Annotated in this window: 21 protein-coding genes; 9 read left to right on the top strand and 12 right to left on the bottom strand. The window is 72.8% G+C overall.

All coding sequences use genetic code 11. The features are described 5' to 3' along the window. Nucleotides 1-89 precede the first annotated feature (89 nt). From E2C05_RS07970 to E2C05_RS07945, 6 genes are all read right to left on the bottom strand, one after another. Entirely contained in the window at nucleotides 90-1,025 is a 936-nt protein-coding gene (locus E2C05_RS07970) for a tripartite tricarboxylate transporter substrate binding protein (RefSeq protein ID WP_133219085.1), read from the bottom strand. 55 nt (nucleotides 1,026-1,080) lie between these two features. Further along, a complete protein-coding gene (locus E2C05_RS07965) occupies nucleotides 1,081-2,754 on the bottom strand; it encodes a hydantoinase B/oxoprolinase family protein (RefSeq protein ID WP_133219084.1) in 1,674 nt (557 codons plus the stop codon). A gap of 10 nt (nucleotides 2,755-2,764) precedes the next feature. Next, nucleotides 2,765-3,811 (bottom strand): DUF3616 domain-containing protein, encoded by a 1,047-nt coding sequence (locus tag E2C05_RS07960; protein ID WP_133219083.1) that lies wholly within the window; start codon nucleotides 3,809-3,811, stop codon nucleotides 2,765-2,767. Next, on the bottom strand, nucleotides 3,808-5,898 hold the full coding sequence (locus E2C05_RS07955) for a hydantoinase/oxoprolinase family protein (RefSeq protein WP_133219082.1): 2,091 nt from the start codon (nucleotides 5,896-5,898) through the stop codon (nucleotides 3,808-3,810). Before E2C05_RS07955 ends, E2C05_RS07960 begins: the two co-directional genes overlap by 4 nt. Before the next feature lie 62 nt (nucleotides 5,899-5,960). Continuing rightward, nucleotides 5,961-7,226, bottom strand: a complete 1,266-nt coding sequence (locus tag E2C05_RS07950; protein WP_133219081.1) for a hydantoinase/carbamoylase family amidase — start codon at nucleotides 7,224-7,226, stop codon at nucleotides 5,961-5,963. A gap of 124 nt (nucleotides 7,227-7,350) precedes the next feature. Then, nucleotides 7,351-8,142, bottom strand: coding sequence for an SDR family oxidoreductase (locus E2C05_RS07945; protein WP_133219080.1), 792 nt, complete (start codon nucleotides 8,140-8,142; stop codon nucleotides 7,351-7,353). Between the two features lie 170 nt (nucleotides 8,143-8,312). Between E2C05_RS07945 and E2C05_RS07940 the strand changes: the two genes are divergently transcribed. Both E2C05_RS07940 and E2C05_RS07935 read left to right on the top strand, forming a co-directional pair. Continuing rightward, nucleotides 8,313-9,290, top strand: a complete 978-nt coding sequence (locus tag E2C05_RS07940; protein ID WP_133219079.1) for a 2-hydroxyacid dehydrogenase — start codon at nucleotides 8,313-8,315, stop codon at nucleotides 9,288-9,290. Nucleotides 9,291-9,340: 50 nt separating this feature from the next. Next, the gene (locus tag E2C05_RS07935) at nucleotides 9,341-10,291 is read left to right on the top strand and encodes an MBL fold metallo-hydrolase (RefSeq protein WP_133219078.1); all 951 of its coding nucleotides are present in this window, start codon (nucleotides 9,341-9,343) and stop codon (nucleotides 10,289-10,291) included. Between the two features lie 14 nt (nucleotides 10,292-10,305). Here E2C05_RS07935 and E2C05_RS07930 read toward each other — a convergent pair whose 3' ends face one another. The 5 genes from E2C05_RS07930 to E2C05_RS07915 form a co-directional block, all read right to left on the bottom strand. Next, nucleotides 10,306-12,396, bottom strand: coding sequence for a methyl-accepting chemotaxis protein (locus E2C05_RS07930; RefSeq protein ID WP_133219077.1), 2,091 nt, complete (start codon nucleotides 12,394-12,396; stop codon nucleotides 10,306-10,308). 77 nt (nucleotides 12,397-12,473) lie between these two features. Further along, on the bottom strand, nucleotides 12,474-13,841 hold the full coding sequence (locus tag E2C05_RS07925; RefSeq protein WP_133219076.1) for an EAL domain-containing protein: 1,368 nt from the start codon (nucleotides 13,839-13,841) through the stop codon (nucleotides 12,474-12,476). Between the two features lie 24 nt (nucleotides 13,842-13,865). Next, entirely contained in the window at nucleotides 13,866-14,027 is a 162-nt protein-coding gene (locus tag E2C05_RS32875; protein WP_158292006.1) for a hypothetical protein, read from the bottom strand. Between the two features lie 599 nt (nucleotides 14,028-14,626). Next, on the bottom strand, nucleotides 14,627-15,157 hold the full coding sequence (locus E2C05_RS07920) for a carboxymuconolactone decarboxylase family protein (protein WP_133219075.1): 531 nt from the start codon (nucleotides 15,155-15,157) through the stop codon (nucleotides 14,627-14,629). A 188-nt stretch (nucleotides 15,158-15,345) separates the two neighbouring features. Continuing rightward, complete coding sequence (locus E2C05_RS07915) at nucleotides 15,346-15,918, bottom strand: peroxiredoxin (RefSeq protein WP_133219074.1); 573 nt, start codon at nucleotides 15,916-15,918, stop codon at nucleotides 15,346-15,348. A gap of 301 nt (nucleotides 15,919-16,219) precedes the next feature. Here E2C05_RS07915 and E2C05_RS07910 point away from each other — a divergent pair, with 301 nt between their 5' ends. From E2C05_RS07910 to E2C05_RS32870, 5 genes are all read left to right on the top strand, one after another. Continuing rightward, nucleotides 16,220-17,146: a hydrogen peroxide-inducible genes activator gene (locus E2C05_RS07910; protein ID WP_133219073.1), complete on the top strand. Its 927-nt coding sequence runs from the start codon at nucleotides 16,220-16,222 to the stop codon at nucleotides 17,144-17,146. A gap of 31 nt (nucleotides 17,147-17,177) precedes the next feature. Then, nucleotides 17,178-18,410, top strand: coding sequence for a 3-sulfinopropanoyl-CoA desulfinase (gene acdA, locus E2C05_RS07905; protein WP_240046648.1), 1,233 nt, complete (start codon nucleotides 17,178-17,180; stop codon nucleotides 18,408-18,410). Nucleotides 18,411-18,523: 113 nt separating this feature from the next. Next, nucleotides 18,524-18,649, top strand: coding sequence for a type B 50S ribosomal protein L36 (gene ykgO / locus E2C05_RS07900; RefSeq protein ID WP_043337704.1), 126 nt, complete (start codon nucleotides 18,524-18,526; stop codon nucleotides 18,647-18,649). Nucleotides 18,650-18,840: 191 nt separating this feature from the next. Continuing rightward, nucleotides 18,841-19,074: a hypothetical protein gene (locus E2C05_RS07895; protein WP_133219072.1), complete on the top strand. Its 234-nt coding sequence runs from the start codon at nucleotides 18,841-18,843 to the stop codon at nucleotides 19,072-19,074. Next, entirely contained in the window at nucleotides 19,071-19,244 is a 174-nt protein-coding gene (locus tag E2C05_RS32870) for a hypothetical protein (RefSeq protein ID WP_158292005.1), read from the top strand. The genes E2C05_RS07895 and E2C05_RS32870 overlap by 4 nt, the downstream gene beginning before the upstream one ends. A gap of 38 nt (nucleotides 19,245-19,282) precedes the next feature. Here the strand turns inward: E2C05_RS32870 and E2C05_RS07890 are convergent, their stop codons facing one another. Continuing rightward, nucleotides 19,283-19,648: a hypothetical protein gene (locus E2C05_RS07890; RefSeq protein WP_133219071.1), complete on the bottom strand. Its 366-nt coding sequence runs from the start codon at nucleotides 19,646-19,648 to the stop codon at nucleotides 19,283-19,285. 131 nt (nucleotides 19,649-19,779) lie between these two features. On the opposite strand from E2C05_RS07890, the gene E2C05_RS07885 reads away from it, so the two are divergent. Next, nucleotides 19,780-21,237, top strand: coding sequence for an FAD-linked oxidase C-terminal domain-containing protein (locus E2C05_RS07885; RefSeq protein ID WP_133219070.1), 1,458 nt, complete (start codon nucleotides 19,780-19,782; stop codon nucleotides 21,235-21,237). Continuing rightward, a complete protein-coding gene (glcE, locus tag E2C05_RS07880; RefSeq protein WP_192912432.1) occupies nucleotides 21,234-22,418 on the top strand; it encodes a glycolate oxidase subunit GlcE in 1,185 nt (394 codons plus the stop codon). Before E2C05_RS07885 ends, glcE begins: the two co-directional genes overlap by 4 nt. Nucleotides 22,419-22,539 lie beyond the last annotated feature (121 nt).

Below are 22,539 nucleotides of genomic sequence, written 5' to 3'. Positions count from 1 at the left end.
TCGGACCCGGGAAGGCTACGACATCACCATGACGCTACACAACCACGGCGTGTGCGTCCAAGACCCACGCCTGCGTGAGTGGCGGGAACCTACTCGGCCGCGCGCAACCCGCCTTCCTCGATCATGGTCCGCATCCGTTCGGCGTCGCGGACAACGATGGCGGCGAAGTCGGCGCGACCGCGATGCACCAGCGGCACCTGGATCCGCTCCAGCCCCTGCCGCAGGGCCTCGCTGCGGGCGGCGCGGGCGCAGGCGGCTTCGTAGCGCGCCAGGATGGGCTCCGGCGTCGCGGCCGGGGCGAACAGGCCCTGCCAGATGGAGAAGGCGAGGTCGTGCCCGGTTTCCCCCAGCGTCGGCACGTCGGGGAATTCCGGCAGCCTCTCGGGGGAGAAGGCGGCCAGCACCTGCAGGTCATGCGCACGGACCATGGCCGGCTGGTCCGCCAGCACGGCCAGGGTGCCCTGCTGGAAGGCCAGGATGACCTCGGACGGGCCGCGGAAGGGCACATGCGTCATCGGCACGCCGGCGGCGCGCGTCCAGGCCACCATGGCGAGATGGGTGATGGTGCCGGGACCGGAGGAGCCATAGGGCATGTTGCCGCCCTGCGACTTCGCCCGCGCGATCAGGTCGTCGATCGTGCGCAGGCCGCTGGTCTTCGGCGTCTGGATCACCAGGGCGGCGTCGGTCAGCATGCAGACCGGCGCCAAGTCCGATGTGCGGTAGCCGGCATTGCGCATGTAGCTGGGCTGCACGGCGATCGGCCCGATGGGGCTGAGCAGCAGGGTCAGCCCATCCGGCCGGGCCCGCACCACTTCCTGCGCGCCGAGGGTGCCGGCGGCGCCGGCGGTGTTCTTGACGACGAAGGGGCTGCCGAATTCCGCCTGGAATTCCTGGGCGACCAGCCGGGCCGCGATGTCATTGGCGGCGCCCGGGCCGAAATTCACCACGATGACGGTGGGCGCCTGCGCCCGCGCGGCCAGCGGCGCGAGCAGCAGGGCGAACAGGGCAGCGATGGCGCGGCGCATTCCCGTGTCTCCTCCTCGTTCCGGGGAGGATGCAGGGGGCGCGCCGGCCACGCAATCAATCCTCGAGGCCGTAGAGCTCCCGCGCCGCCTGCTGCGTGATCAGCCCATCGGCGACGTCGCGCCGCACCAGGTCCGGGTCGCGCTGCTTCGGGTCGCCCATGCCGCCGCCGCCCGGCAGCTTCAGCAGCAGCCGCCGGCCCTTCGGGATCACCTGGAAGCCCTTGGTGCGCAGCGGCGTGCCATTGGCGTCGTTCAGCCCGACCCAGCCGGACGCGCCCTCGCCACCACCCTCCCGCCCCTTGGGCGGGTTGGCGACGCGGTCGAAGATGGCGTTCACCGCGAACTCGGCATCGCCCTTGGCGCCGATCTCCATCACCTGGCCGAAGCCGCCCCGGGTGCGGCCGGCGCCGGCCGAGTCCGGCCGCAACTCCTTCCGCCAAAAGATCACCGGCGCGACGTTTTCCGTCGCCTCCACCGGCATGGTCCTCACGCCGGACGGGAAGGCGATGCCGTCCAGCCCGTCCTTGCCCGGGCGCGCGCCGGTCCCACCGGAGTTGAAGGTGATGATCTCGAAATCCTCGACCTCCGCCGCCTGGCCCGACACCTGGCTGCCGCCGCGCAGCGGCGGGTTCCACAGGGCGGAGGACCCTTCGGCATTCACGCGCCCCGGCACCGCCTGGTGCAGGCAGCCCATCATCAGGTCCGGCAGCAACTGCCCGACCACATGCCGGACGGAGACGGGGTAGGGCCGCGGCGCATTCAGGATGCAGCCTTCCGGGATCACCATCTGGAAGGGCGCAAGCGAGGCCCAGTTGTTCGGGATCTCCGGCGCCACGACGCATTTGATCCCGAAGCAGGAATAGGCCCGGCAATAGGCCGGGGGCACGTTGATGCCGCGGGTCGAGAGGCCGGAGGTGCCGGCATAGTCCACCACGATGCGATCATTCTCGATGGTCATGGCGGCGTTCAGCGTCACCGGCGCCTCATAGCCGTCCGACTTGATCTGCGCGCGGAAGGTGCCCTGGGGAAGCTTGCGGATCTCCTCCAGCGTCGCGTGCAGCGAACTCTCGAAGATGAACTCGGCCAGCGGGTCGATGCTGTCCATGGCGAACTCGTCCAGCATCTCGACGAGCCGCCTGGCGCCGGCGTCGTTGCAGGCGCAGAGGGAATAGACGTCGCCCTCCAGCTCCACCGGCGTGCGGCTGCCGGCGCGGAGGAAGTCGAAGAAGGTCTCGTTCGGCTGGCCGCGGTCGAAGCATTTCACGATGGGGATGTAGAGGCCTTCCTCGAAGACGCTCCGCCCCTCCGGCCCCATGCCCAGGCCGCCAATGTCGATGATATGCGCGGTGTTGGCGAAGAGCCCGACGATCTTCCCCTTGCGGAAGGCTGGCGTGACGACGGTGAGGTCGTGCAGGTGGCCGGTGCCGAGCCAGGGGTCGTTGGTGATGTAGTGGTCGCCCGGCTGCATGGTGTGGGCAGGGAATTTCGCCAGGAAATGCCCGACGCTCTCGGCCATGGAATTCACATGGCCCGGCGTCCCGGTGACGGCCTGGGCCAGCATGCGGCCCTTCAGGTCGAAGATGCCGGCGGAGAGGTCGCCCGCCTCCCGCACCGTGGTGCTGAAGGCGGTGCGGATCATGGTCTGCGCCTGCTCCTCCACCACCGCGATCAGGCGGTTCCACTGGATCTGGCGCTGGATGGTGGCGAGGGCCCCGGTGGACTGGGTCATGTTCTTTTCCTCAGCGCGGCAGCGGCAGGGTGTAGAGGCGGGCGCCGCCCGCCTGCGGGTCCTCGAACAGCACCAGCGCGGTCAGCTTGCCGTCGGCGATGCCCAGCACCGCCACGCCTTCCGCCTTCTCGCCCGGCTTCGCCTGCAGATCGGGCAGCAGCGGCAGCGGCACCCAGCGCGGCGCCGGCCCCGGGTGGACCAGATGCAGGCCAAAGGGCAGGTCCTGGTCCTGCGCCGGGCCGGAGAGTACAAGCAGCCGCCCATCCGGCAGCGCCGCCAGGTCGCGGATGCCGGTGCCGGGGCCGAGCGGGATGCGCGCCACGGCCGCCGTCAGCGACCGATCCGCCGGCGGCGCGGGGTCGAACAGCGCAGCGGCGGCGGCGGTGACGATGAAGGCCTCGCCGTCCAGCACCGGGGCGCGCAGGCCGAAGACCAGCGTCTCGCCGATCGCGGCCATGCCCTCGATATCCAGGCCCTGCGCCGCCGCGGTCAGCGGCTGGCCGACATGCCCGCCGAGCACAGGCAGCGCCCGCAGCATGGGTGTCAGCCGCCAGGACAGCGCCGGCGCGCCGTAGCGCCCCGCCGCATCCACGCCGATGCGCGCCAGCAGATGTGTGGACGCCCGCAGCCGTGCCGGCAGCGATCGCGAGCAGGAGTGCGACCCGGCGACGAAGACACTGCCGGCGCCGCCGGCTTCCGCGCGAAAGGCCACGGCCTCGCCGTCGAACTCGCCCCAGCCGGCGGTGCCGCCCGGGCAGGTGCCGAGGGCCGTGGCGCTGCCGGCGGCCTCGGCGGGTGGGCGATCGCCGATCAGCGGCATGATCGCGCCGGCTTCCAGCGTATGGCGATGCAGGGTGGCGCGCTGGGCGAAGCCGCTCTCGTCATTCTCCAGCAGGCAGTCCAGCGGAAAGCTGCCGGGCCGGCAGGCGATGCCGCTGAGGTCGCGCGCACGCTTGCCCTCCTTGCCCTCGAAGCGACCGGTCATGTCCAGCGCCTCGCCCTCGCGCGCTGCAGCGGGCAGGGCCAGCAGGCAGAGCAGGAGCAGTGCGCGGATCATGCCTGCACCATGTCGAGATAGCCGACCGAGTCCATGCTGCACCGCCAGCCGCGGCCCACCAGCGTGCTCGTCTCCGCCTCCGCCACGATGCAGGGGCCGGCGACACTGGCGCCCGGCGCCATGGCGGCGCGGTCGAAGACCGGCCAGTCCGCCACCTCGCCGGTCACCGTGTCCCGTACCGCCTGGGTCCGGATCGGCGCCGGGGCAGGGGCCGCATGCGCCTCCGCCGCCGGTTCGACCGGCTCGACGATGGTGGCGACGGTCACGGCGAAGCTCAGCACCTCCACGTCGCTGCCGGGCACCGGGCGGTCGTAGAAGCGGGTGTATTCCTGATCGTACAGGGCGCGCACCGTGCGCACATCCTCCTCGGTCATGTCCCGCGGCGGCAGCGGCACCGCGATCTCATGCCCCTGGCCGACATAGCGCATATAGGCGATGCGGCTCTCCGTCGTCTCCGCCCCGAAGGCGCCCTGCGCCACCACCGAAGCCGCCTCCGCCGACATGCCGGCCAGCAGCGCGTTCACCGCCGCCACGTCGAATGTTGCGAAGCGCTGGTACAGGCTACGCACCACCTCATAGGCCACCGGCGCGCGCAGGAAGCCGATGGCGCTGCCGACGCCGGCGCCGCTCGGCACCAGAAGGCGCTTCACGCCGATCTTCTCCGCGACGCGGTAGCCATGCACCGGCCCGCCGCCGCCGAAGGCGATGATGGCGCGGCCCTCATAGCCCTTGCCGCTCTCGATCGCATGGACGCGGGCGGCATTGGCCATGTTCTCGTCCACCATCTCGACCACGCCGAGCGCCGCCATCTCGGCCGACAATCCCAGCCGCCCGCCGACTTCCGCCGCCAGCGCATCGCGCGCCGGGCCGGGATGCAGGCGGAGACTCCCACCCGCGAAGGCCTCCGGGTCGTAGCGGCCGAGGGCGAGGTTGGCGTCGGTGACGGCCGGCTTCGCCCCGCCGCGGCCGTAGCAGGCCGGGCCCGGATCGGCGCCGGCGCTTTCCGGCCCGACGGTGATGCGGCCCATGCTGTCCACGGCGGCGATGGACCCGCCGCCGGCGCCGATCTCCACCATCTCGATCACCGGGATGCGCAGCGGCAGGCCGGAGCCCTTCTTGAACCGCCCGACCCGCGCCACCTCGAAGGTGCGGCTGGCCTGCGGCTGGAATTCGTCGATCAGGCAGACCTTCGCCGTGGTGCCGCCCATGTCGAAGGAGAGGACCTTCGTCAGGCCGCGTTCGCGGGCAACATGCGCGGAGAAGATGGCGCCGCCGGCCGGGCCGCTCTCGACCAGGCGGATCGGGAAGCGCGACGCCGTCTCCAGCGTCGTCAGGCCGCCACCGGACAGCATGAGGAAAAGCGGGCAGCCAAGCCCCGCCTGCCGCAGACCCACTTCCAGCCGTGCCAGGTAGGACGCCATCCTCGGCTGCACATAGGCATTGGCGACGGTGGTGGAGAAGCGCTCCCACTCCCGCATCTCCGGCGAGACGTCGGAGGAAAGCGACACGGGCACCTCCGGCCACAGCCGCTTCACGACGGCAGCGGCCTGGCGCTCATGCGCCGGATTGACGAAGCTGTGCAGGAAGCCGATGGCGACGGCCTCCACCCCTTCGTCGCGCAGGAAGGCGACGTGGCGTTCCACGGCCGCCTCGTCCAGCGGCTGCAGGACCTGGCCGGCATTGTCCAGCCGCTCCGGCACCGGCAGGCGCCAGCGACGCGGCACCAGGGGCTGCGGCAATTCGATGTTCAGGTCGTACTGGTCGTAGCGGCTCTCATTGCCCAGGGCGAGGACGTCGCGGAAGCCCTCCGTCGTCAGCAGCGCGGTGCGCGCGCCCTTGCGCTCGATCACGGCATTCGTTGCCAGCGTGGTGCCGTGGATCACCAGCACGATATCGGCGGGCGACAGGCCGGCCTTGCCGAGCACGGCCTGCACGCCGTCCAGCACGCCGAGTTCGGGCGCCGCGGGGGTGGTCAGCACCTTGGCGGTCCAGCGTTGCGCGCCGCGCTCCACGGCGAGGTCGGTGAAGGTGCCGCCGATGTCTACAGCGAGGCGCGCCGTGGGCGCGACGGCGAGGCGTTCGGTCATGCGGAAGTCCTGGATCGGTCGTTGCCGCGATGGAAGCGCGGAAGCTGCGTCACCGCAACCGCTCAGCCGGCATGGTCCGCCGCGAAGCGCTGCGCCACCGCGCAGGCCTTGGCGAAATCCTCCATGCGCATGGCCTCATGCGGGTTGTGGCTGCCATTCTGGTTGCGCACGAAGAGCATGCCCGCCGGCACGCCCGCCTGCGCGAAGGCCGCCGCGTCATGCCCGCCGCCGGACGGCATCACGAGGTACTTCACCCCCAGCGCCTCCGCCGCACGCGTCAGCCCGGCCTGCACGCCGGCATCCATCAGGCTGGCGCGGCTGCCCGCCTCCGGCCCCAGGTCGAACCTGACGCCGCGCCGCGCCTCGATCGCCGCGACCTTGTCGTAGAGAACCTCGAACAGCGCGTCGCAGGAATGCAGGTTGATGCTGCGGACATCGAGCTGGAACTGCGCCTCCCCGGCGATCTTGGTGAAGCCGGCTTCCGGCGCGGTCGCCAGCACGCAGAAGGTGCAGACCATGCGATGGCCGCGCGCCTCCAGCCGGCACCAGGCCTCGTCCAGCGCCACCGCCAGGTCGGCCAGCGCGATGGCGGCGTCCTTGCGGTACCGGCGCGGCGTGCCGCCGGAGTGGTTCCATTCGCCCGTCACCTTGCCCGCGCGCAGCCGCCGGCTGCCCGGAATGCCGGTGACGATGCCGACCGGGATCTCCTCGGCATCCAGCACCGGCCCCTGTTCGATATGCACCTCCAGGAAGGCGGCGACGCTGTCGGGGCCGATCGCGCGCTCGCCGCGCTCGACGAAGCCGGGATCGAAGCCTTCGTCCCGCATGTGCTCGGCCAGCGTCCGCTGGCTGTCGAGGCGCTTCACGCCGAGCTCTTCCGGCTTCATGGTGCCCAGCGCGCCGCGGCTGCCCGGATAGCTGGTGGGGAACCAGGCGCCGGCTTCCTCGGCGCGGATCGCCATCACGGTCACGTCGCGCGCCGGGACATAGCCGGCCTGCCGCATGCCGGCGACGGCGGCCAGGCCCGCCAGCACGCCCGCCGCGCCGTCGTAATTGCCGCCGGACCGCACGCTGTCCAGGTGGCTGCCCAGGATCACCCGCTTCGCTGCCCGGTCGGCGCCCGGCAGGGTCAGGTAGAGGTTGCCGACCGGGTCCACGCGGCTTTCCAGCCCCAGCGCCTCCCCGGCGTCCTTCACCAGGGCATGCGCCATGCGTTCGCCGGGGCCGAAGGCTTCGCGCGTGATGCCGGTGCCGTCGAAGCTGCGGCTGCGCAGCGCGTCGAACAGCCGCTGGGCCAGCGCGACATCGGGGGTCAGGTTGGGCAGCATGGGTGTGTCCTTCGCAGCACCATGCGGCAGCCTAGCGATTCCCGTGCCGCCCGCCACGCCCCCAGACTCACAGAAAGCAAAGGAGGGGTCCGGGGAGGAAATGCCTTTTCCTCCCCGGCTTTTTTCACACCATCCCGCGCACCCGCCCGCCATCGACGCGGATCATGCTGCCCGTGATGTAGGCGCCCTTCTCGCTCGCCAGGAACGCCCCCATCGGGCCGTAGTCGTCCGGCGTGCCCAGCCGCCCGGCCGGGATTTCCGCCGCCGCCTCGGCCAGCGCATCGTCGAAGCTGATGTTGCGCTGCTGCGCCCGCACCGTGGTGGTCTGCGTCACCCGGTCGGTCAGGATGGTGCCGGGGGCCAGGATGTTCATCGTCACCCCGTCCTTCGCCACCTCGCCGGAGAAGGTCTTCAGCCAGCCCCAGATCGACGCGCGCAGGGTGTTGCTCAGCGCCAGGGTCGGGATCGGGTGCTGCATGCCGGTGCTGCCCACCACGATCACCCGGCCCCAGCCCCGCTCCCGCATCGGCGGGATCAGCCGGTTGGCGATCCGGATGGGGGAGGCGACGATGTGCTGGAACCACTCGGCCAGCGCCGCATCGGTGATCTGGCTGGCGGTGCAGGGCGGCGGGCCGCCATGGTTCAGCACCAGGATGTCCACCCCGCCCATGGCCTTGATGGCGGCCTCGGCCAGGCGGTCCATGTCCTCGCCCCGGGCGACATCGGCCACCACGCCGGCGGCGCTGGCGGCGCCCTTGGCCTTCAGCTCGGCGGCCGCCTGGTCCAGCCGGCCCTGGTCGCGGCCGCTGATCACCACCGCCGCGCCCTCCGCGGCCAGCGCATCGGCGATCGAGCGGCCGAGGCCCTTGGTCCCACCCATCACCAGGGCGCGGCGGCCCTTCAACCCGAGATCCATGCGTCTCCCCTCCGGAACAGGGGGCCGACCCTGCCGTTGCCGAACAACCAAGGCAAGCAGGGCAGGGGGAAGTATCCCCCTGCCACCCCTCTATTTCCGGGAGTCCGGGTCCCGCGGGGTGGCAAGGCGCGTCGGCACTGGTAAACCGCCGGCCCGAAGGAGATGTCCCCATGGCCAAGCCGATCCTGCTCGTCACCCGCAAGCTGCCCGAGGCGATCGAGGCACGCGCGGCGCGCGACTACGACGCCCGCCTCAACCCGCAGGACGAGCCCTGGTCCACCGACGGCGCCGAAATCGCCCGCCGCGCCACCGCGATCAAGGCGGACGGCATCCTGGGCGCCGCCGGCGACAAGCTGGACGCCACCTGCATCAATGCCCTGCCGGACAGCGTGAAGGTCATCGCCACCTTCTCCGTCGGCTTCGACCATGTCGACATCGCCGCCGCCAAGGCCCGCGGCATCGTGGTGGTGAACACGCCGGAGGTGCTGTCCTTCGCCACCGCCGAATGCGCCTTCACACTGCTGCTGATGGCCGCCCGCCGTGCGGTGGAGGGCGAGGCGCTCGTCCGCTCCGGCCAGTGGCATGGCTGGGCGCCGACGCAACTCATGGGCGTGACGCTGGAGAAGAAGAAGCTCGGCATCCTCGGCTTCGGCCGCATCGGCCGCGAATTGGCGAACATGGCCCGCGGCTTCCGGATGGAGATCCACTACCGCGACATGCAGCGCCTGCCGCCGGACCTGGAGCAGGGCGCCATCTTCCACGACAACGAGGACAGCTTCCTCTCCACAATCGACGTGATCTCGATGCATGTCCCGGGCGGGGAGGGGACGCGGAAATGGCTGAATGCCGAGCGCCTGGCCAAGATGAAAGCGGGCAGCATCGTCATCAACACCGGCCGCGGCCCGTCCCTGGACGACGAGGCGCTGATCGCCGCGCTCAAGTCGGGCCATATCCGCGCCGCCGGCCTTGATGTGTATGATGGCGAGCCGAAGGTGAACCCCGGCTACCTGCCGCTGCAGAATGTCGCGCTGCTGCCGCATCTCGGCTCGGCGACCATCGAGACGCGGGACGCCATGGGGCACCGCGCGCTGGAGAACCTGGACGCCGTCCTGCTGCAGGGCACTGCCCCGCCGCATCGGGTGGCATAACGGCACCGCAACAGGCATCCTCTCCGGCAAACCGCTGGGGAGGATGCAGCATGGAAACCACCCGTCGCGCGGCGCTCGCCGCCGCCCTTGCCCTGCCGGCCTTTGCCGGGCGCGCCGCAGCCCAGCCCGCGGCCGCCCCCGCCATGCAGGCGCCCGGCTGGTACCGGTTCCAGGTCGGCGGCTTCACCGTCACCACCGTGTTCGACGGCTACAACCGTCGCGCGGTGGAGGGGCTGGTGCGCAACGCGCCGCTGCCGGACGTGCAGGCGACCCTCGCCGAGAGCTTCCTGCCCACCACCAGCTATGACGGCCCCTACACCGTCACCTTCGTCGATACCGGCCGCCAGCTGATCGCCTTCGATGCCGGCACCGGCGGCCAGATGGCCGCGACCGCCGGCCTGCTGCCGCGGAACATGGCCGCCGCCGGGCTCGACCCCGCCCGGGTCGGGCTGGTGGTGATCACCCACTGCCACCAGGACCACATCCACGGCCTGACGACACGGGAGGGCGAGGCGGTCTTCCCCAACGCCCAGATCCTGGTCGCGGAGCCGGAATGGGCCTGGTGGAGCGACCCCGCCAACGAGACCCGCAGCCCGGAGGGCCAGCGGGCCAATTTCGCCAATGTCGCCCGCCGCTTCGCGCCCTACCGCGCCCGCCAGGGCCAATTCGCCCCGGGCGCCGAGATCGTGCCGGGCATCCATGCCATCGCCGCGCATGGCCACTCGCCCGGGCATTGCATCGTCCGGATCGCCGATGGCGGGGCGCAGGCGATGCTGCTGGCCGACACCACCCACCGGCCGGAGCTCTTCGCCCGCCGGCCCGGCCTGCATTCGCTGTTCGACTTCGACCCGCAGGCGGCGGAGGCGACTCGCCGCCGCGTCCTGGACATGGTGGCCACCGACCGCCTGCGCGTCATCGGCTACCACTTTCCCTTCCCGGCGGTCGGCCATGTCGCGCGGGAAGGGGCCGGGTACCGCTACATCGCGGCGGAATGGGCCTGAGGCCCGGGAGGGCGTCAGGCTGCCTTCACCGCGGACAGGAAACGGCCCAGTTCGGCTGTCATGCCGTCGGACCGGGCGGAGACTTGGCCGGACGCCCCCAGCACCTGCGCCGCCGCGCGCCCGGTCTGCTCCGCCAGGCCGCTGACCGCGCCGATGCTGCGCGTCACCTCGCCGGTGCCGCTGGCCACGCCCTGCAGGTCCCCGCTGATGGAGCGCATGGCGGTCGCCTGTTCCTCCACCGCCGCGGCGATGGCCGCGGTGATGCCATCCACCTGGCCGATGGTGCCGGCGATGCCGCGGATCGCCGCCACCGCCTCGTCCGTCGCCCGCTGCATGCCGGCGATCTGCGCGCCGATCTCCTCGGTCGCCTTCGCCGTCTGGCCGGCCAGCGCCTTCACCTCCCCGGCGACGACCGAGAAGCCCTTGCCCGCCTCGCCGGCGCGCGCCGCCTCGATCGTCGCGTTCAGCGCCAGCAGGTTGGTCTGCGCCGCGATCTGCTGGATCAGCGTCACCACGTCGCTGATGCGCTGCGCGCCCTCGGCCAGGTTGCGCACCACCGCGTCGCTTCGCTCGGCTTCCGCGACGGCGGTGCGCACCACGTCCTGCGACTGGCCGATCTGCCGGGTGATCTCGGCGACCGAGGCCGTCAGCTCCTCCACCGCCGCCGCCACTGCCTGCACGCCGCCATTGGCGCCTTCCGCCGCGCGGGCGATGCCGCCGGCCTCGGCGCTGCCATGCTCGGCCATGCGGGTCATCTCGGCGGCGCTCGCCTGCAGCGCCTGCGCCGCGTCGCCCAGGCCACCGACCAGCGCGCCGACCCGCGCCTCGAATTCCTGGGTCAGCTGCTCGAGCGTCTCGGACCGGCGCAGCCGCGCCGCCTGCTGCGACCGCGTCTCGGCCGCCAGGCGGTCGGCCTCGATGATGTTGTCCTTGAAGACCTGCACGGCGGCGGCCATGGCGCCCAGCTCGTTCCGCCGCCCGGCCATCGGCACCTCGACCGAGAGATCATGCGCGGCGAGGCGCCGCATCGCGTCCGCCAGGCGGAGCAGGGGGCGGCTGACCAGCCGTTCCGCCAGCAGCAGCCCGCCCAGGCAGGACAGCAGCGCCAGCGCCATGGCGGCGGCGCCCGCCAGAAGGCCGGTCCGGGCCTCGGCTTCCGCCCGCTGCGCCTCGGCGACCATGGCGGCGGTGGCGGCGGTGGCGACGCCCACCATCCGTCCCAGCGCCGGCACCTGCTGCGCGTGGAAATCCTGCAGCACCTCCTTCGGCAGGCGGCCGGCGGCGATCTCCGCCACGACCCGGTCGCGCTGCTGCCCGACCGGGCCGACGACGCCCGGCGTCACCGCCTCCACCGCCGCCCGCACGCCGTCCGGCACCGCGTCCAGCGCCAGCAGCGCGGTCAGCGTCGCCCAGGCTTCCTGGCCGGCGCCCTGCAGGCGCTGCAGCCGCCCGGCCTGCTCGGCGCTCGCCGGGCGGTCGCCGCCCAGGATCGCCTGGCTCTCCAGCGCGACGAGCCCGAAATTGGACCGCAGCTGCCAGCCCGCACGGCGGATGCCGGCCAGCAGGTCCACCTGCGGGTTGCGCAGCATCAGCGCCCGTTCGGTCTGATCCGTCGCCGCCAGCAGCCGTTCCACCAGGGTCATGGAGGTGCCGGCCCAGCTCCGGGCGAGGCCGGGATCGCGCTGCGCCTGCGGCAGCTTCAGCGCCGCATCCACCTGCGGCCGCAGCCTCTCGACCTCGGCCCGCGCATCGCGCAGCCCGTCGGCCTGCGCGACCTGGCCCATGGCGCGCAGGATCCGCTCGGCCCCGGCATGGTGCCGCTCCGCCGCCTCCCGCGACGGCCGGATGCGTGCCTGCGCCTGCTCGGAGGGCGGCTGGCCGAGGGCGAGCAGCGCGTCGCCGCGCTCCAGCCGGAGGGTGCTGGCGGAACTGAACAGCTCCAGCACCGCCTCGGCCCCCTGGGTCTGCCGCGCGGCTTCCCGCAGCCGCGTCTGGCTGTGCCACAGCAGGTCGATGCAGAAGCCGAGCACGATGAGGCCCGAGACGCCGAGCAGCAGGCCCAGCAATGCCTTCACCGACAGACCCTGCATCGACCGCAGCGGCATGTTCGAACCCTTTCCAAGCGTCTTCTGGGTCCCTGCCCGAATCCGGGTCAGGGTTCGGTAGGCGATGCGGGGCGTGGTCAGCCCTGGCCGGGCAGCGGTCCCGGGCGGCCGAACAGGAAGCCCTGGCCGTAGTCGATGCCCAGCGAGCGCATGACCGCCGCCTCGGCCTCGGTCTCGATCCGCTCGGCCACCACGCGGGCGCCGACCGTGCGGGCCAGATCCACCATGCCGGCGACGATGCCGCGGTCCTGGTCCCCGCGCGCCGCCGCGGCCACGTACAGCCCGTCGATCTTGACGAAATCCACCCGGAAGGCGCGCAGGTAGCGGAAGGCGGCGGCGCCGGCGCCGAAATCGTCGATGCAGAGCGGCAGGCCGCGTGCCCGCAGCGCCTCCACCGTGCGGACCGCCTCGGCCTCGTCCTCGATCTCGGCCGTCTCGGTGATCTCGAAGAGCAGGCGGTGCGGCAGCAGCGGCTCGGCGTCCAGCAGCCCCAGCAGGCGGTCGCGGAAGGCGGGGCTCTGCAGCGACAGGCCGGACAGGTTGGCGGCGATGCGGGTGTTGCGCGCCCGGCGCGCGGCGGCGCAGACGGCCGAGAGCACGGCCCAGTCCAGCTCCTCGGACAGGCCGGCGGTCTCGGCGAAGGTGACGAATTCCTGGGCGTCCTGCAGCGGCTGCGCGTGGTCCGCCGCCGGCCGCAGCAGCGCCTCGAAATGGTGGGTCTCGCCGCTGCCGAGCGCGACGATGGGCTGGAATTCCAGCCGGAAGCGCCGGTCGGCGATCGCCTGGCGCAGCCAGACGGCGCGGGCATAGGCGGCGGTGACGAAGCCGCTCAGCCCGTCGGCGAAGCCCTCGCGCTCCAGCGCATCCGTCCCGTCCCGGGTGAAGCAGGCCAGGGCATGGCGCAGCGCCCGGGTGCGCTGCAGCGGGGTGAGCCCGTCCTCCTCCAGCGCCAGGCTGCGGGTGGCGACCGTCGTCGCCTCCCCGGCGGCCTCGACGATGCGGGCGCCGAGCGCCGCGAGGTCCGTGCCGCCCTGGGAGATCAGCCCGAAGCGCCCCGCCGCCAGCTCCCCCGCCACCCCATCGGCGCCCAGCATGGCGGAAATGGTCTCGCGGATGCGTTCCGACACCTCGGGGGAGGGGGCGAGCGGGCCGCCGCCGTCGCGCAGCTCGATCAGGTCAAGCGTCCCGCCCTCCCGCGCCGCCCGCTCGGCCGCCTCGCGCAGCGCGGCCGGGCCGGGCGTGGCGGGGCCGGGCTCCGCCTCCCCGGGCAGGGCGGAGAAGGTGAGGCAGAGGCGGGACGCATCCTGCCCGAGCAGGCGCAGGCCCGCGCAGGCCATCGGCGTGCCGGCGGCATCCGCCAGGCGGAGGCGCAGCGGCGGCAGCCGGTCGCGCGCCGCCAGGCCGGAAAAGGCGATGTCGAAGGCGCCGCGGTCGGCGCGCGCCACCAGGTCCCGGACGGGGCGGCCGATCTAGGCTTCGGCCGGCTGGCCGAGGCGGGTCTGCAGCGTGCCGGCGGCGAAGCGGATGCGGCCATCGGGATCGGCCTCGACCAGGATTTCAGCCGCCGCCAGCGCGAAGGTGAGGAACCGGTCGCGGTCCGTCACCCGCCGCGGCTGCGCCTGCTCATCCATTACCAGCCCTGCCCGCTGCCTGCGCCGCAACCCTGCCGGCTACGGGTGAAGGACGGATGAACGCAGCCGGCGCCGTTACATCGTGCCGTCCGGGACAGCGGTTCGGCGTGGGGGCGGCTTGCCGGATCATCCGCAGGCGCGGACCGCGCCACGCGATGGATGGCCGGACGGCGGCACGCGGCGGGGCGGCCACGCGGCCTGGCGCAGGCCGTGCCACCAAGGGGACCGGCGATGGACCGGCAGGGGATCGCCTGGCCTGGCCAGGACGCCTGCGCAGCCGATGCTCGTTGAACCGGCAAGGCGGCGGAGGCCGCCCGGGCGCCTCCACACAAAGCGTGGCCCGCTCAGCGTCGCCCGCCCAGCGTCGGGGCCGCCAGGACGGGGGAGCGCAGCCGAAGCCGGGTACCCGACCGAATTGCGATGCTAGGCGGCTGGGACGCGACGCGTCGCAACCCATGGCGGCCGGGCCCCAGGCCCGCCGCCGGGCAGGGCGGGCGCCGCCTCACCACCGCGCCCTGGAGGGCTGGGCCATCAGGCCCGCAAGGCCGGGCCTGCCGGCACCCGGGAGTGGGCGCCGGCGGTCCCGATGCCGCGCGGCCTCAGGCGGCCAGTGCGGCCTCCGCGTCGAGCGTGACCGCGGTGGCATGGACGACGGAGGCGATGCGGACCGCGGCCTGCACCATCTCCTTCGTCATGCCGTGCTGCAGCACCACCTTCTCGTGGCTCTCCATGCACATGCCGCAGCCATTGATCGCCGAGACGGCGAGCGACCACAGCTCGAAATCCGCCTTGTCCACGCCGGGCTTGGCCATGACGTTCATGCGCAGCTTCGCCGGCATCTGGGCGTAGTCGCCATGCACCAGGTGGGTGAAGCGGTAGTAGATGTTGTTCATGCCCATGATGCTCGCCGCAGCCTTGGCCGCGGTCAGCGCCTCGGGGCTCAGCTTCGGGCCGAACTCGCCGACGATGTCGCGGATGACCATGGCGTTGCGGGTGGCGAGGGCGGAGGCGACGAAGGTGCCGGCGCGCTGCTGCTCGGTCAGCACCGGCTCGGTCGAGAGGCTGCCGAGGTTGAGCTTCTGGTCCTTGGCGTAGTCGGGCAGGGCGTTGCGCAGGGTCTCCAGCGACATCGCGGGCTCCTTCCTGAAGGTGCGGGTGGGCGGAGCGGACCCGGCGGGTCCGTTCGGCCCACTTGCCCCACGCGCGCCATTCCATTGGTCAGGCGGGCGGGGCAGGGGTCGAAGGGGGACACTCGGCCCCCCTCCGCGCCGGCGCAGGCAGGCTTGGCGCGGCGGCTACCGGCGCCGGCGCAAAAGCCTCAGGCCGCCTTGAACAGCGCCTCCGGCTTCAGGGTGTCCTTGCCCTTCTCCCAGTTGCAGGGGCAGAGCTCGTCGGTCTGCAGCGCGTCCAGGATGCGCAGCACCTCCTGCGGGTTGCGGCCGACATTCAGGCCGTTCACCCCCACCCACTGGATGGTGCCATCCGGGTCGACGATGAAGGTGGCGCGCAGCGGCACGCCGGCCTCCTTGTCGAGGATGCCGAGCGCCTCGGACAGCTCCCGCTTGATGTCCGCCAGCATCGGGATCGGCAGGTCGCGGATGTCGTCATTGTAGACGCGCCAGTTCAGGTGCACGAACTCGCTGTCGGTCGACACGCCGTAGACCACCGCGTCGCGGTCGGTGAACTCGCCGGCCAGCTTGCCGAAGGCGGCGATCTCGGTCGGGCAGACGAAGGTGAAGTCCTTCGGCCAGAAGAAGACGATCTTCCACTTGCCGGCATCGGAGTCGGACGAGATCTCGGTGAAGGACTTGCCGGGGCCGCCGAGGCCCTCCGGGCCCGCCTTCACGGCGGCCAGCTTGAAGGCCGGGAACTTGTCGCCAACGGTCAGCATGCGGTTTTTCCCTCGGTTGGTTGGCACGGCGAAGCACCCGGCTCGGGCGCAGGTCCGCCGTGCTGCAGTGCAGCGAATATGGCATCGGTGCTGCCGCTTCCAATGAATAGTTTTCCGGCTTTCCATCGATCGGATCGATGATTGCCGGCGCGGCAGGGCCCCCTGTCTGGCGCCGGCGGGTGAAGTTTGCGTTGCCGGGCGCGGCGATGGTGCCCGCCGCCGCCGCGTGCTAGCGGCGGCGGATGCCCGCGCCGCCTGGCCGTCCCCTCGGCCACCCCCTTGGCCGTCCCCTTCGCCGGCAATGACGCCGCTGCCCAGCCCGCAGCAGCTGCGCTATCTCCTCGCGCTCGCCGATCTTGGCCATTTCGGCCGCGCGGCGGCCGCCTGCGCGGTCACCCAGTCCACCCTCTCGGCCGGGATCATCGCGCTGGAACGCCAGCTGGATGCCGCCCTGCTGGAGCGCGGGGCGGGCAAGCGGCCGGTCTTCACCCCGCTCGGGCTCGAGGTGGTGGAGCGGGCGCGGCAGGCGCTGGCGGCGCTGGAAGCGGTGGCGGAAACCGCCGCTGCGGCGCGCGACCCGCTGACCGGCCCGTTGCGGCTCGGCGTCATCCCGACCATCGGGCCCTTCCTGCTGCCGCGGCTGATGCCCGCCCTCCGGCAGGCCTTCCCGCGGCTGCGGCTCTGGCTGCGGGAGGACCAGACGGAGCGGCTGGTGGCGCAACTCGAAGCCGGCCGGCTGGACCTGCTGCTGCTGGCGCTGCCCTGCGCCTGCACCGAGACGGAGACGCTGCCGCTGGCGCCCGACCCCTTCCTGGCGGTGCTGCCGCCCGGGCACCGGCTCGCGGCGCGGGAGAGGGTGCCGGTGGCGGCCCTGGCGGCCGAGCGGATGCTGCTGCTTGAGGACGGGCATTGCCTGCGGGCGCATGCGCTGGAGGCCTGCGGCCTGCCGCCGGCGGCGCTGCCGGGCGAGGAGGGCTTCGCCGCCACATCCCTGCATACGCTTGTCCAGATGGTGGCCAGCGGCCTGGGCGTGACGCTGGTGCCGCGGCTGGCGGTGGAAGGCGGCGTGCTGGCCGGCACGGCGGTGGAATTGCGGCCGCTGGAGCCGGTGGGCGAGGCGACGCCGCCCGGCCGCACCCTGGCGCTCGCCTGGCGGCCCCGCAGCCCGCGCGCGGCAGAATTCCGCGACCTGGGCCCGACCATTGCAGCGGCGGTGCGCGGGGCGTAACTCCCGGGAGCCGGGCTGGGGGAACGATCCGATGGACATGGACGGGTTGACGCCCGCGCAGCATGCGCTGCGCGCCCGGGCGCGGGACCTGGCGCGGGAGGCCGCGTCGCAGGCCGCCGAGACCGATCGCACCGAGCAGTATCCATGGCCCATGGTCCGCCGCCTGACCGAGGCCGGCTTCATGGGCATGACCATCCCGCGGGCGCTCGGCGGGCCCGGCCATTCCACCCTGGACGCCGTGCTGGTCATCGAGGAACTGGCGAAGGCCTGCGCCGTCTGCGGCCGCATCGCGGTCGAGGCCAATATGGGCGCCATCGGCGCCGTCCTGGCCTATGGCACGCCGGCGCAGCAGCGGCTGGCGGCCGACCTGGTGCTGGCCGGGGACAAGCCCGCCATCTGCATCACCGAGCCGGAGGCGGGCTCCGCCGCGACCGAGATGACCACCCGCGCCGTCCGCCACGGCGATACCTGGGTCATCGACGGGGTGAAGCACTGGATCACCGGCGGCGGCATCTCCCGCCTGCACCTCATCTTCGCCCGCGCCATCGAGAATGGGGTGGACCGGGGCATCGGCGGGTTCCTGGCGGTCCGCGGCGGGGAGGGGGATCCGCCGGGCCTCGTCGTCCATCGCCGCATCCCCTCCATGGGCCTGCGCGGCATGCCGGAGGCAGAGATCCACCTGCGCGGGCTGGAGGTGCCGGATTCGATGGTTCTGCGGCCGCCGGGCGGGTTCAGCCGCGGCTTCGGGCGGCTGATGGAGGCCTATAACGGCCAGCGGGTGGGGGCGGCGACGGTCGCGCTCGGCCTCGCCGCCGGGGCCTTCGGACATGCCCTCGACTATGCCGGCCGCCGGGAGCAGTTCGGCCGGCCGATCGCCGAGTTCCAGGGCCTTGGCTGGATGCTGGCCGACATGTCCATCCGGATCGAGGCGGCGCGCGCCCTGATCCACCGCGCCGCGCGCAGCGCCGGGCTGGGACCGGACGGCGCCGCGACCATGCCGGGCTTCCCGGACCGCCTGGCGGCGGCGCAGGCCAAGGTGCTGGCGAGCGAGATGGCGATCGACGTGACGAACCAGGCCCTGCAGGTCTGGGGCGCCGCCGGCTACAGCCGGGACAATCCCATGGAGCGCTATGTGCGGGATGCGCGGATGTTCGCCATCGCCGGCGGCACGGCGCAGGTGCTGCGCAACCAGGTGGCCGAGCAGATCCTGGGCCGCAAGCTGCCGCAGACCCGGGAGGGCATCCGCCGCCTGGCGGCGGAATGACGCCGCGGATCGCCGGCCGATCGCCCGGCGCCGCCGCAGCCCCGGATGCCGCTTCCGGTTGACAGCGGCCGCCCCGTTCCGTAAACGCGCCCGCTCTTACAGGTCCGCCCGAGATGAAGATCCGCAACAGCCTCAAGACCGCGAAGACGCGCGACAAGAACTGCGTGGTGGTGCGCCGCCGTGGCCGCCTCTACGTGCTCAACAAGAAGAACCCGCGGCTGAAGGCCCGCCAGGGCTGAGCTGCCGCGCCCGGCCTTCCGGCCGGGCCGATGACGGTTCGCGAACCCGCCGCCGGCCCTGCCGCGGCGGGTTTTCGCGTCCGGGGCCTGCGCGCCCGTCGGCGGCGCCCAGCTTCCCTTCCCCTCCCCAACGTCCCGGCCGTGTGCACCCGGCGGGCCGGCCTGGGCGGCGATGCGGCGACGGCACCGGCATGGTGCCCGCGACGGCGGCGTGCCTGCGCCTTGGCGACCGGTTCCGCTTCCAGGACCCGACCAAGGCATCGCCCTTCCTCGCCGAGTTCACGGACCTGCTCACCGATGTCCGCGCCGCCCTGACCAGCCAGACCAACGTGGTGGAGACGGTCCTGAAACGCACGCCGAGGCCTTCGGCGGCACCGTCAGGGCGGATGGCGACTTCGCCGGCGACAGCATCGGTGATGGCGTGAATTTCCCCGGTGCCAACCAGCTCCTCCAGGAGACCGGCCCGTCGATCGTCACCATCGGCGGCCAGGGAACCAGTGGGCGGTTCCAGTTCGACTTCGACGGCCCGCCGACGGCGGACCGCTTCCTCGATGTCGCACTGGTGCTGAACAGCTGGGGCGCCGACCTGTTCTGAGCCGGGGGGCCCGGGGCGCCAGGCGCGCCCCGGGCACGTCACCGCGGCGTCAGCATCTCCGTCCCCATCCCGCCGCCCGTGGTCCAGCTGCCGCGCAGCCGGCCATCCGCCTCCACCTCGAAGGCGGCGATGCCGGGGCGGTTGTTCACCACGAAGGAGACGGCGAGCACGCCGCCCTGGATCAGGCCGAGGCCGATGATCTGCTCGCCGCCGACCCGCCAGTTGATGATCCAGCTGGCCGCCGGGCCGGCCTGCAGCAGGAACTGGCCCTCATAGGTGCTGCCGTCCGGGTTGGTGCCCTCCACCTGGTAGGCGCCCTCGCGGATCTGGGCGGCGGCGGGCGGGGCGAAGGACAGGCCGAGCGCCAGCGCGGCGGCGGGCAGCCAGAGGCGGATGCGGAACAAGCGTGTCTCCGGGAGTGGCGGTCGGCGGGAAACTGCCCGCCGGGCGGCATCCCGGCAAGCGCGCCGCTTGCCCGCCTGCCCCCCGGGGGCCATTTTCCTGGGTCAACCGCCAGTCCGCAGGAGAGATGCCGGTGATCAGGCTGCCCGATCCGAAGGCCGGGGTGCTGGCCCGCCGCGAGGAGATCATCGCCGCGCTGCGCGGCTTGGTGCCAGGTGGCCCGCTGGGGGAAGGCGTGATCAGCGAACCGCTCCGCCTCAAGCCCTACGAGACCGACGGGCTGTCCGCCTATCGCCAGCCGCCGCTGGCGGTGGTGCTGCCGCAGACCACGCAGCAGGTCGCCGACGTGCTGCGCTACTGCCATGCCAACGGCATCCGGGTGGTGCCGCGCGGCGCCGGGACCTCGCTCTCCGGCGGCGCGCTGCCGCTGGAGGATGCGGTGGTCATCGGCCTGATGCGCATGAACCGCATCCTCGAGGTGGATTACGCCAACCGCCTCGCGGTGGTGGAGGCAGGCGTGACCAATCTCGGCATCACCGCCGAGGTCGCCTCCGACGGCTTCTTCTATGCCCCCGACCCGTCCAGCCAGCTTGCCTGCATGATCGGCGGCAATGTCATGATGAACTCGGGCGGCGCGCATTGCCTGAAATACGGCGTCACCGCCAACAACCTGCTCGGCCTGACCTTCGTGACGATCGAGGGCGAGGTGGTCCGCATCGGCGGCGAGCACCTGGACGCCGCCGGCTATGACTGGCTCGGCCTCATCACCGGCAGCGAGGGCCAGCTGGGCATCGTGACGGAGGTCACCGTCCGCATCCTGCGCGCGGCCGAGGGGCAGCGGGCGATGCTGGCCGCCTTCAAGGGCACCGAGATCGCCGGCCAGGCGGTGGATGCCATCATCGGCAGCGGCATCATCCCGGTCGCGCTCGAATTCATGGACCGGCCCTGCATCCATGCCTGCGAGGCCTTCGCCCATGCCGGCTACCCGCTGGATGCGGAAGCCATGCTGATCATCGAGGTCGAGGGCAGCGTCGAGGAGCAGGACCTGCTGCTGGGCAAGCTGAAGGACATCTGCGCCCGCTTCGATCCCATCAGCCTGAAGGTGGCGCAGACCGCCGAGGAGAGCCTGGCGATCTGGAAGGGCCGCAAGGGCGCCTTCGGCGCGGTCGGCCGCATCTCCCCCGACTATCTCTGCATGGACGGCACCATCCCGACCGGCGAGCTGCCCTTCGTGCTGAAGCGCATCGGCGAGATGAGCGCCGAATACGGCCTGCAGGTCGCCAATGTCTTCCATGCCGGCGACGGCAACCTGCACCCGCTGATCATGTTCGACGCCAACAACCCGGAAAGCTTCCACAAGGCGGAGGCCTTCGGCGCCGACATCCTGAAGCTCTGCGTCGAGGTCGGTGGGTGTCTCACCGGCGAGCACGGCGTCGGCGTCGAGAAGCGCGACCTGATGGGGGTGCAGTTCACCCGCGACGAGCTGCGGCTGCAGCGCGCCATCAAGTCCGCCTTCGATCCCGCCTGGCTGCTGAACCCGGCGAAGGTCTTCCCGCTGGAGGACAACCCGGTCCTGCAGCACGCGGCATGAGCGGGACGATCCTGGCGCCGGAGAGCGAGGACGCCCTCGCCGCCGCCGTGGCCGCCGCGGCCAGCGCCGGCGAGCCGCTGGCCATCGAGGGCAATGGCAGCAAGCGCGCCCTGCTGCGGCCGGTGCAGGCGGCCCGCACGCTGTCCACCCGCGGCCTCACCGGCATCACGCTGTACCGGCCGCAGGAGCTGATCCTCTCGGCCCGCGCCGGCACGCCGCTGCCGGAGGTCGAGGCGGCGCTGGCGGAGAAGGGCCAGCACCTGATCGCCGAGCCGCCGGCGCTGACCGCGCTGTTCGGGGCCGGGACGCCACCGACGATCGGCGGGCTGGTCGCCACCAACCTGTCGGGACCGCGGCGCATCAGCGGCGGCGCCATGCGCGACCATGTCATGGGCATCCGCGCCGTCTCCGGCACCGGGGAGGTGTTCCGCAGCGGCGGCCGCGTGCTCAAGAACGTCACCGGCCTCGATCTCTGCAAGCTGCTGACCGGGGCGCATGGCACGCTCGGCGTCATCGCCGAGGTGACGCTGAAGGTGCTGCCGGCGCCGGCCGCGACCGGCAGCGTCGCGGTGCGCGTGGCGGATCTGGCGGCGGGGGTGAAGGCGCTCTCGGCCGGGCTCGGCAGCCCCTATGGCGTCTCCGGCGCCGCGTTGCTGCCCGCTGGTTGGCAGGGCCGCCCAGGGCCGCTGGCGCTGCTGCGCATCGAGGAATTCTCGGAGTCCGTCGCCTACCGGACGGCGCGGCTGCAGGAGGACCTGGCGGCGCTCGGCGAGGTCTCGCTGGTCGAGGATGCGGAGAGCCGTGCCTTGTGGGCCGCGGTGCGGGAGGCCGAACCGCTCGGCGCCACGCCGGACGACGCCGTCTGGCGCGTCTCGGTCAAGCCGACCGAGGGGCCGGGCGTGGTCGCCGCGACGGGCCTCGGCAAGGCGCTGCTGGACTGGGGCGGCGGGCTGGTCTGGCTGGCCGGCCCGGCGACGCCCACCGCCCATGCCCGGGTGGTCGCCGCGGCGCAGGCGGCGGGCGGCACCTTTACCCTGTTCCGCGCGCCGGAGCCGCTGCGCGCCGCCGTCGCCGTGCTGCCGGAGGAGCCGGCGCCGCTCGCCGCCATCGGCCGGCGGGTGAAGGCCGTGCTGGACCCGAAGGGCATCCTCAATCCCGGCCGGATGCGCGCCGGCGTCTGACCCGGGCCTGTCGGGCCGCGGCAGGGGGGCGGGGCAGCGGACCGGCAGGGCCGGAGCGCCTGCCCGCTTCCTTCGCGGCACGGGAGCGAATGGCGAAGCGGAATGCCGCCGCTCATGCCCT

Origin of the sequence: Paracraurococcus ruber (assembly GCF_004353985.1) — a bacterium.
Classification (GTDB): Bacteria; Pseudomonadota; Alphaproteobacteria; order Acetobacterales; family Acetobacteraceae; genus Paracraurococcus; species Paracraurococcus ruber.
This window is presented reverse-complemented; position numbering and strand designations above follow the sequence as displayed.

Excerpts from the sequence above, each read along its gene's own strand:
- E2C05_RS07970 (WP_133219085.1), bottom strand. The coding sequence starts at position 1,025 with ATGCGCCGCGCCATCGCTGCCCTGTTCGCCCTGCTGCTCGCGCCGCTG.
- E2C05_RS07965 (WP_133219084.1), bottom strand. The coding sequence starts at position 2,754 with ATGACCCAGTCCACCGGGGCCCTCGCCACCATCCAGCGCCAGATCCAG.
- E2C05_RS07960 (WP_133219083.1), bottom strand. The coding sequence starts at position 3,811 with ATGATCCGCGCACTGCTCCTGCTCTGCCTGCTGGCCCTGCCCGCTGCA.
- E2C05_RS07955 (WP_133219082.1), bottom strand. The coding sequence starts at position 5,898 with ATGACCGAACGCCTCGCCGTCGCGCCCACGGCGCGCCTCGCTGTAGAC.
- E2C05_RS07950 (WP_133219081.1), bottom strand. The coding sequence starts at position 7,226 with ATGCTGCCCAACCTGACCCCCGATGTCGCGCTGGCCCAGCGGCTGTTC.
- E2C05_RS07945 (WP_133219080.1), bottom strand. The coding sequence starts at position 8,142 with ATGGATCTCGGGTTGAAGGGCCGCCGCGCCCTGGTGATGGGTGGGACC.
- E2C05_RS07940 (WP_133219079.1), top strand. The coding sequence starts at position 8,313 with ATGGCCAAGCCGATCCTGCTCGTCACCCGCAAGCTGCCCGAGGCGATC.
- E2C05_RS07935 (WP_133219078.1), top strand. The coding sequence starts at position 9,341 with ATGGAAACCACCCGTCGCGCGGCGCTCGCCGCCGCCCTTGCCCTGCCG.
- E2C05_RS07930 (WP_133219077.1), bottom strand. The coding sequence starts at position 12,396 with ATGCCGCTGCGGTCGATGCAGGGTCTGTCGGTGAAGGCATTGCTGGGC.
- E2C05_RS32875 (WP_158292006.1), bottom strand. The coding sequence starts at position 14,027 with ATGGATGAGCAGGCGCAGCCGCGGCGGGTGACGGACCGCGACCGGTTC.
- E2C05_RS07920 (WP_133219075.1), bottom strand. The coding sequence starts at position 15,157 with ATGTCGCTGGAGACCCTGCGCAACGCCCTGCCCGACTACGCCAAGGAC.
- E2C05_RS07915 (WP_133219074.1), bottom strand. The coding sequence starts at position 15,918 with ATGCTGACCGTTGGCGACAAGTTCCCGGCCTTCAAGCTGGCCGCCGTG.
- E2C05_RS07910 (WP_133219073.1), top strand. The coding sequence starts at position 16,220 with ATGACGCCGCTGCCCAGCCCGCAGCAGCTGCGCTATCTCCTCGCGCTC.
- acdA (WP_240046648.1), top strand. The coding sequence starts at position 17,178 with ATGGACATGGACGGGTTGACGCCCGCGCAGCATGCGCTGCGCGCCCGG.
- ykgO (WP_043337704.1), top strand. The coding sequence starts at position 18,524 with ATGAAGATCCGCAACAGCCTCAAGACCGCGAAGACGCGCGACAAGAAC.
- E2C05_RS07895 (WP_133219072.1), top strand. The coding sequence starts at position 18,841 with ATGGTGCCCGCGACGGCGGCGTGCCTGCGCCTTGGCGACCGGTTCCGC.
- glcE (WP_192912432.1), top strand. The coding sequence starts at position 21,234 with ATGAGCGGGACGATCCTGGCGCCGGAGAGCGAGGACGCCCTCGCCGCC.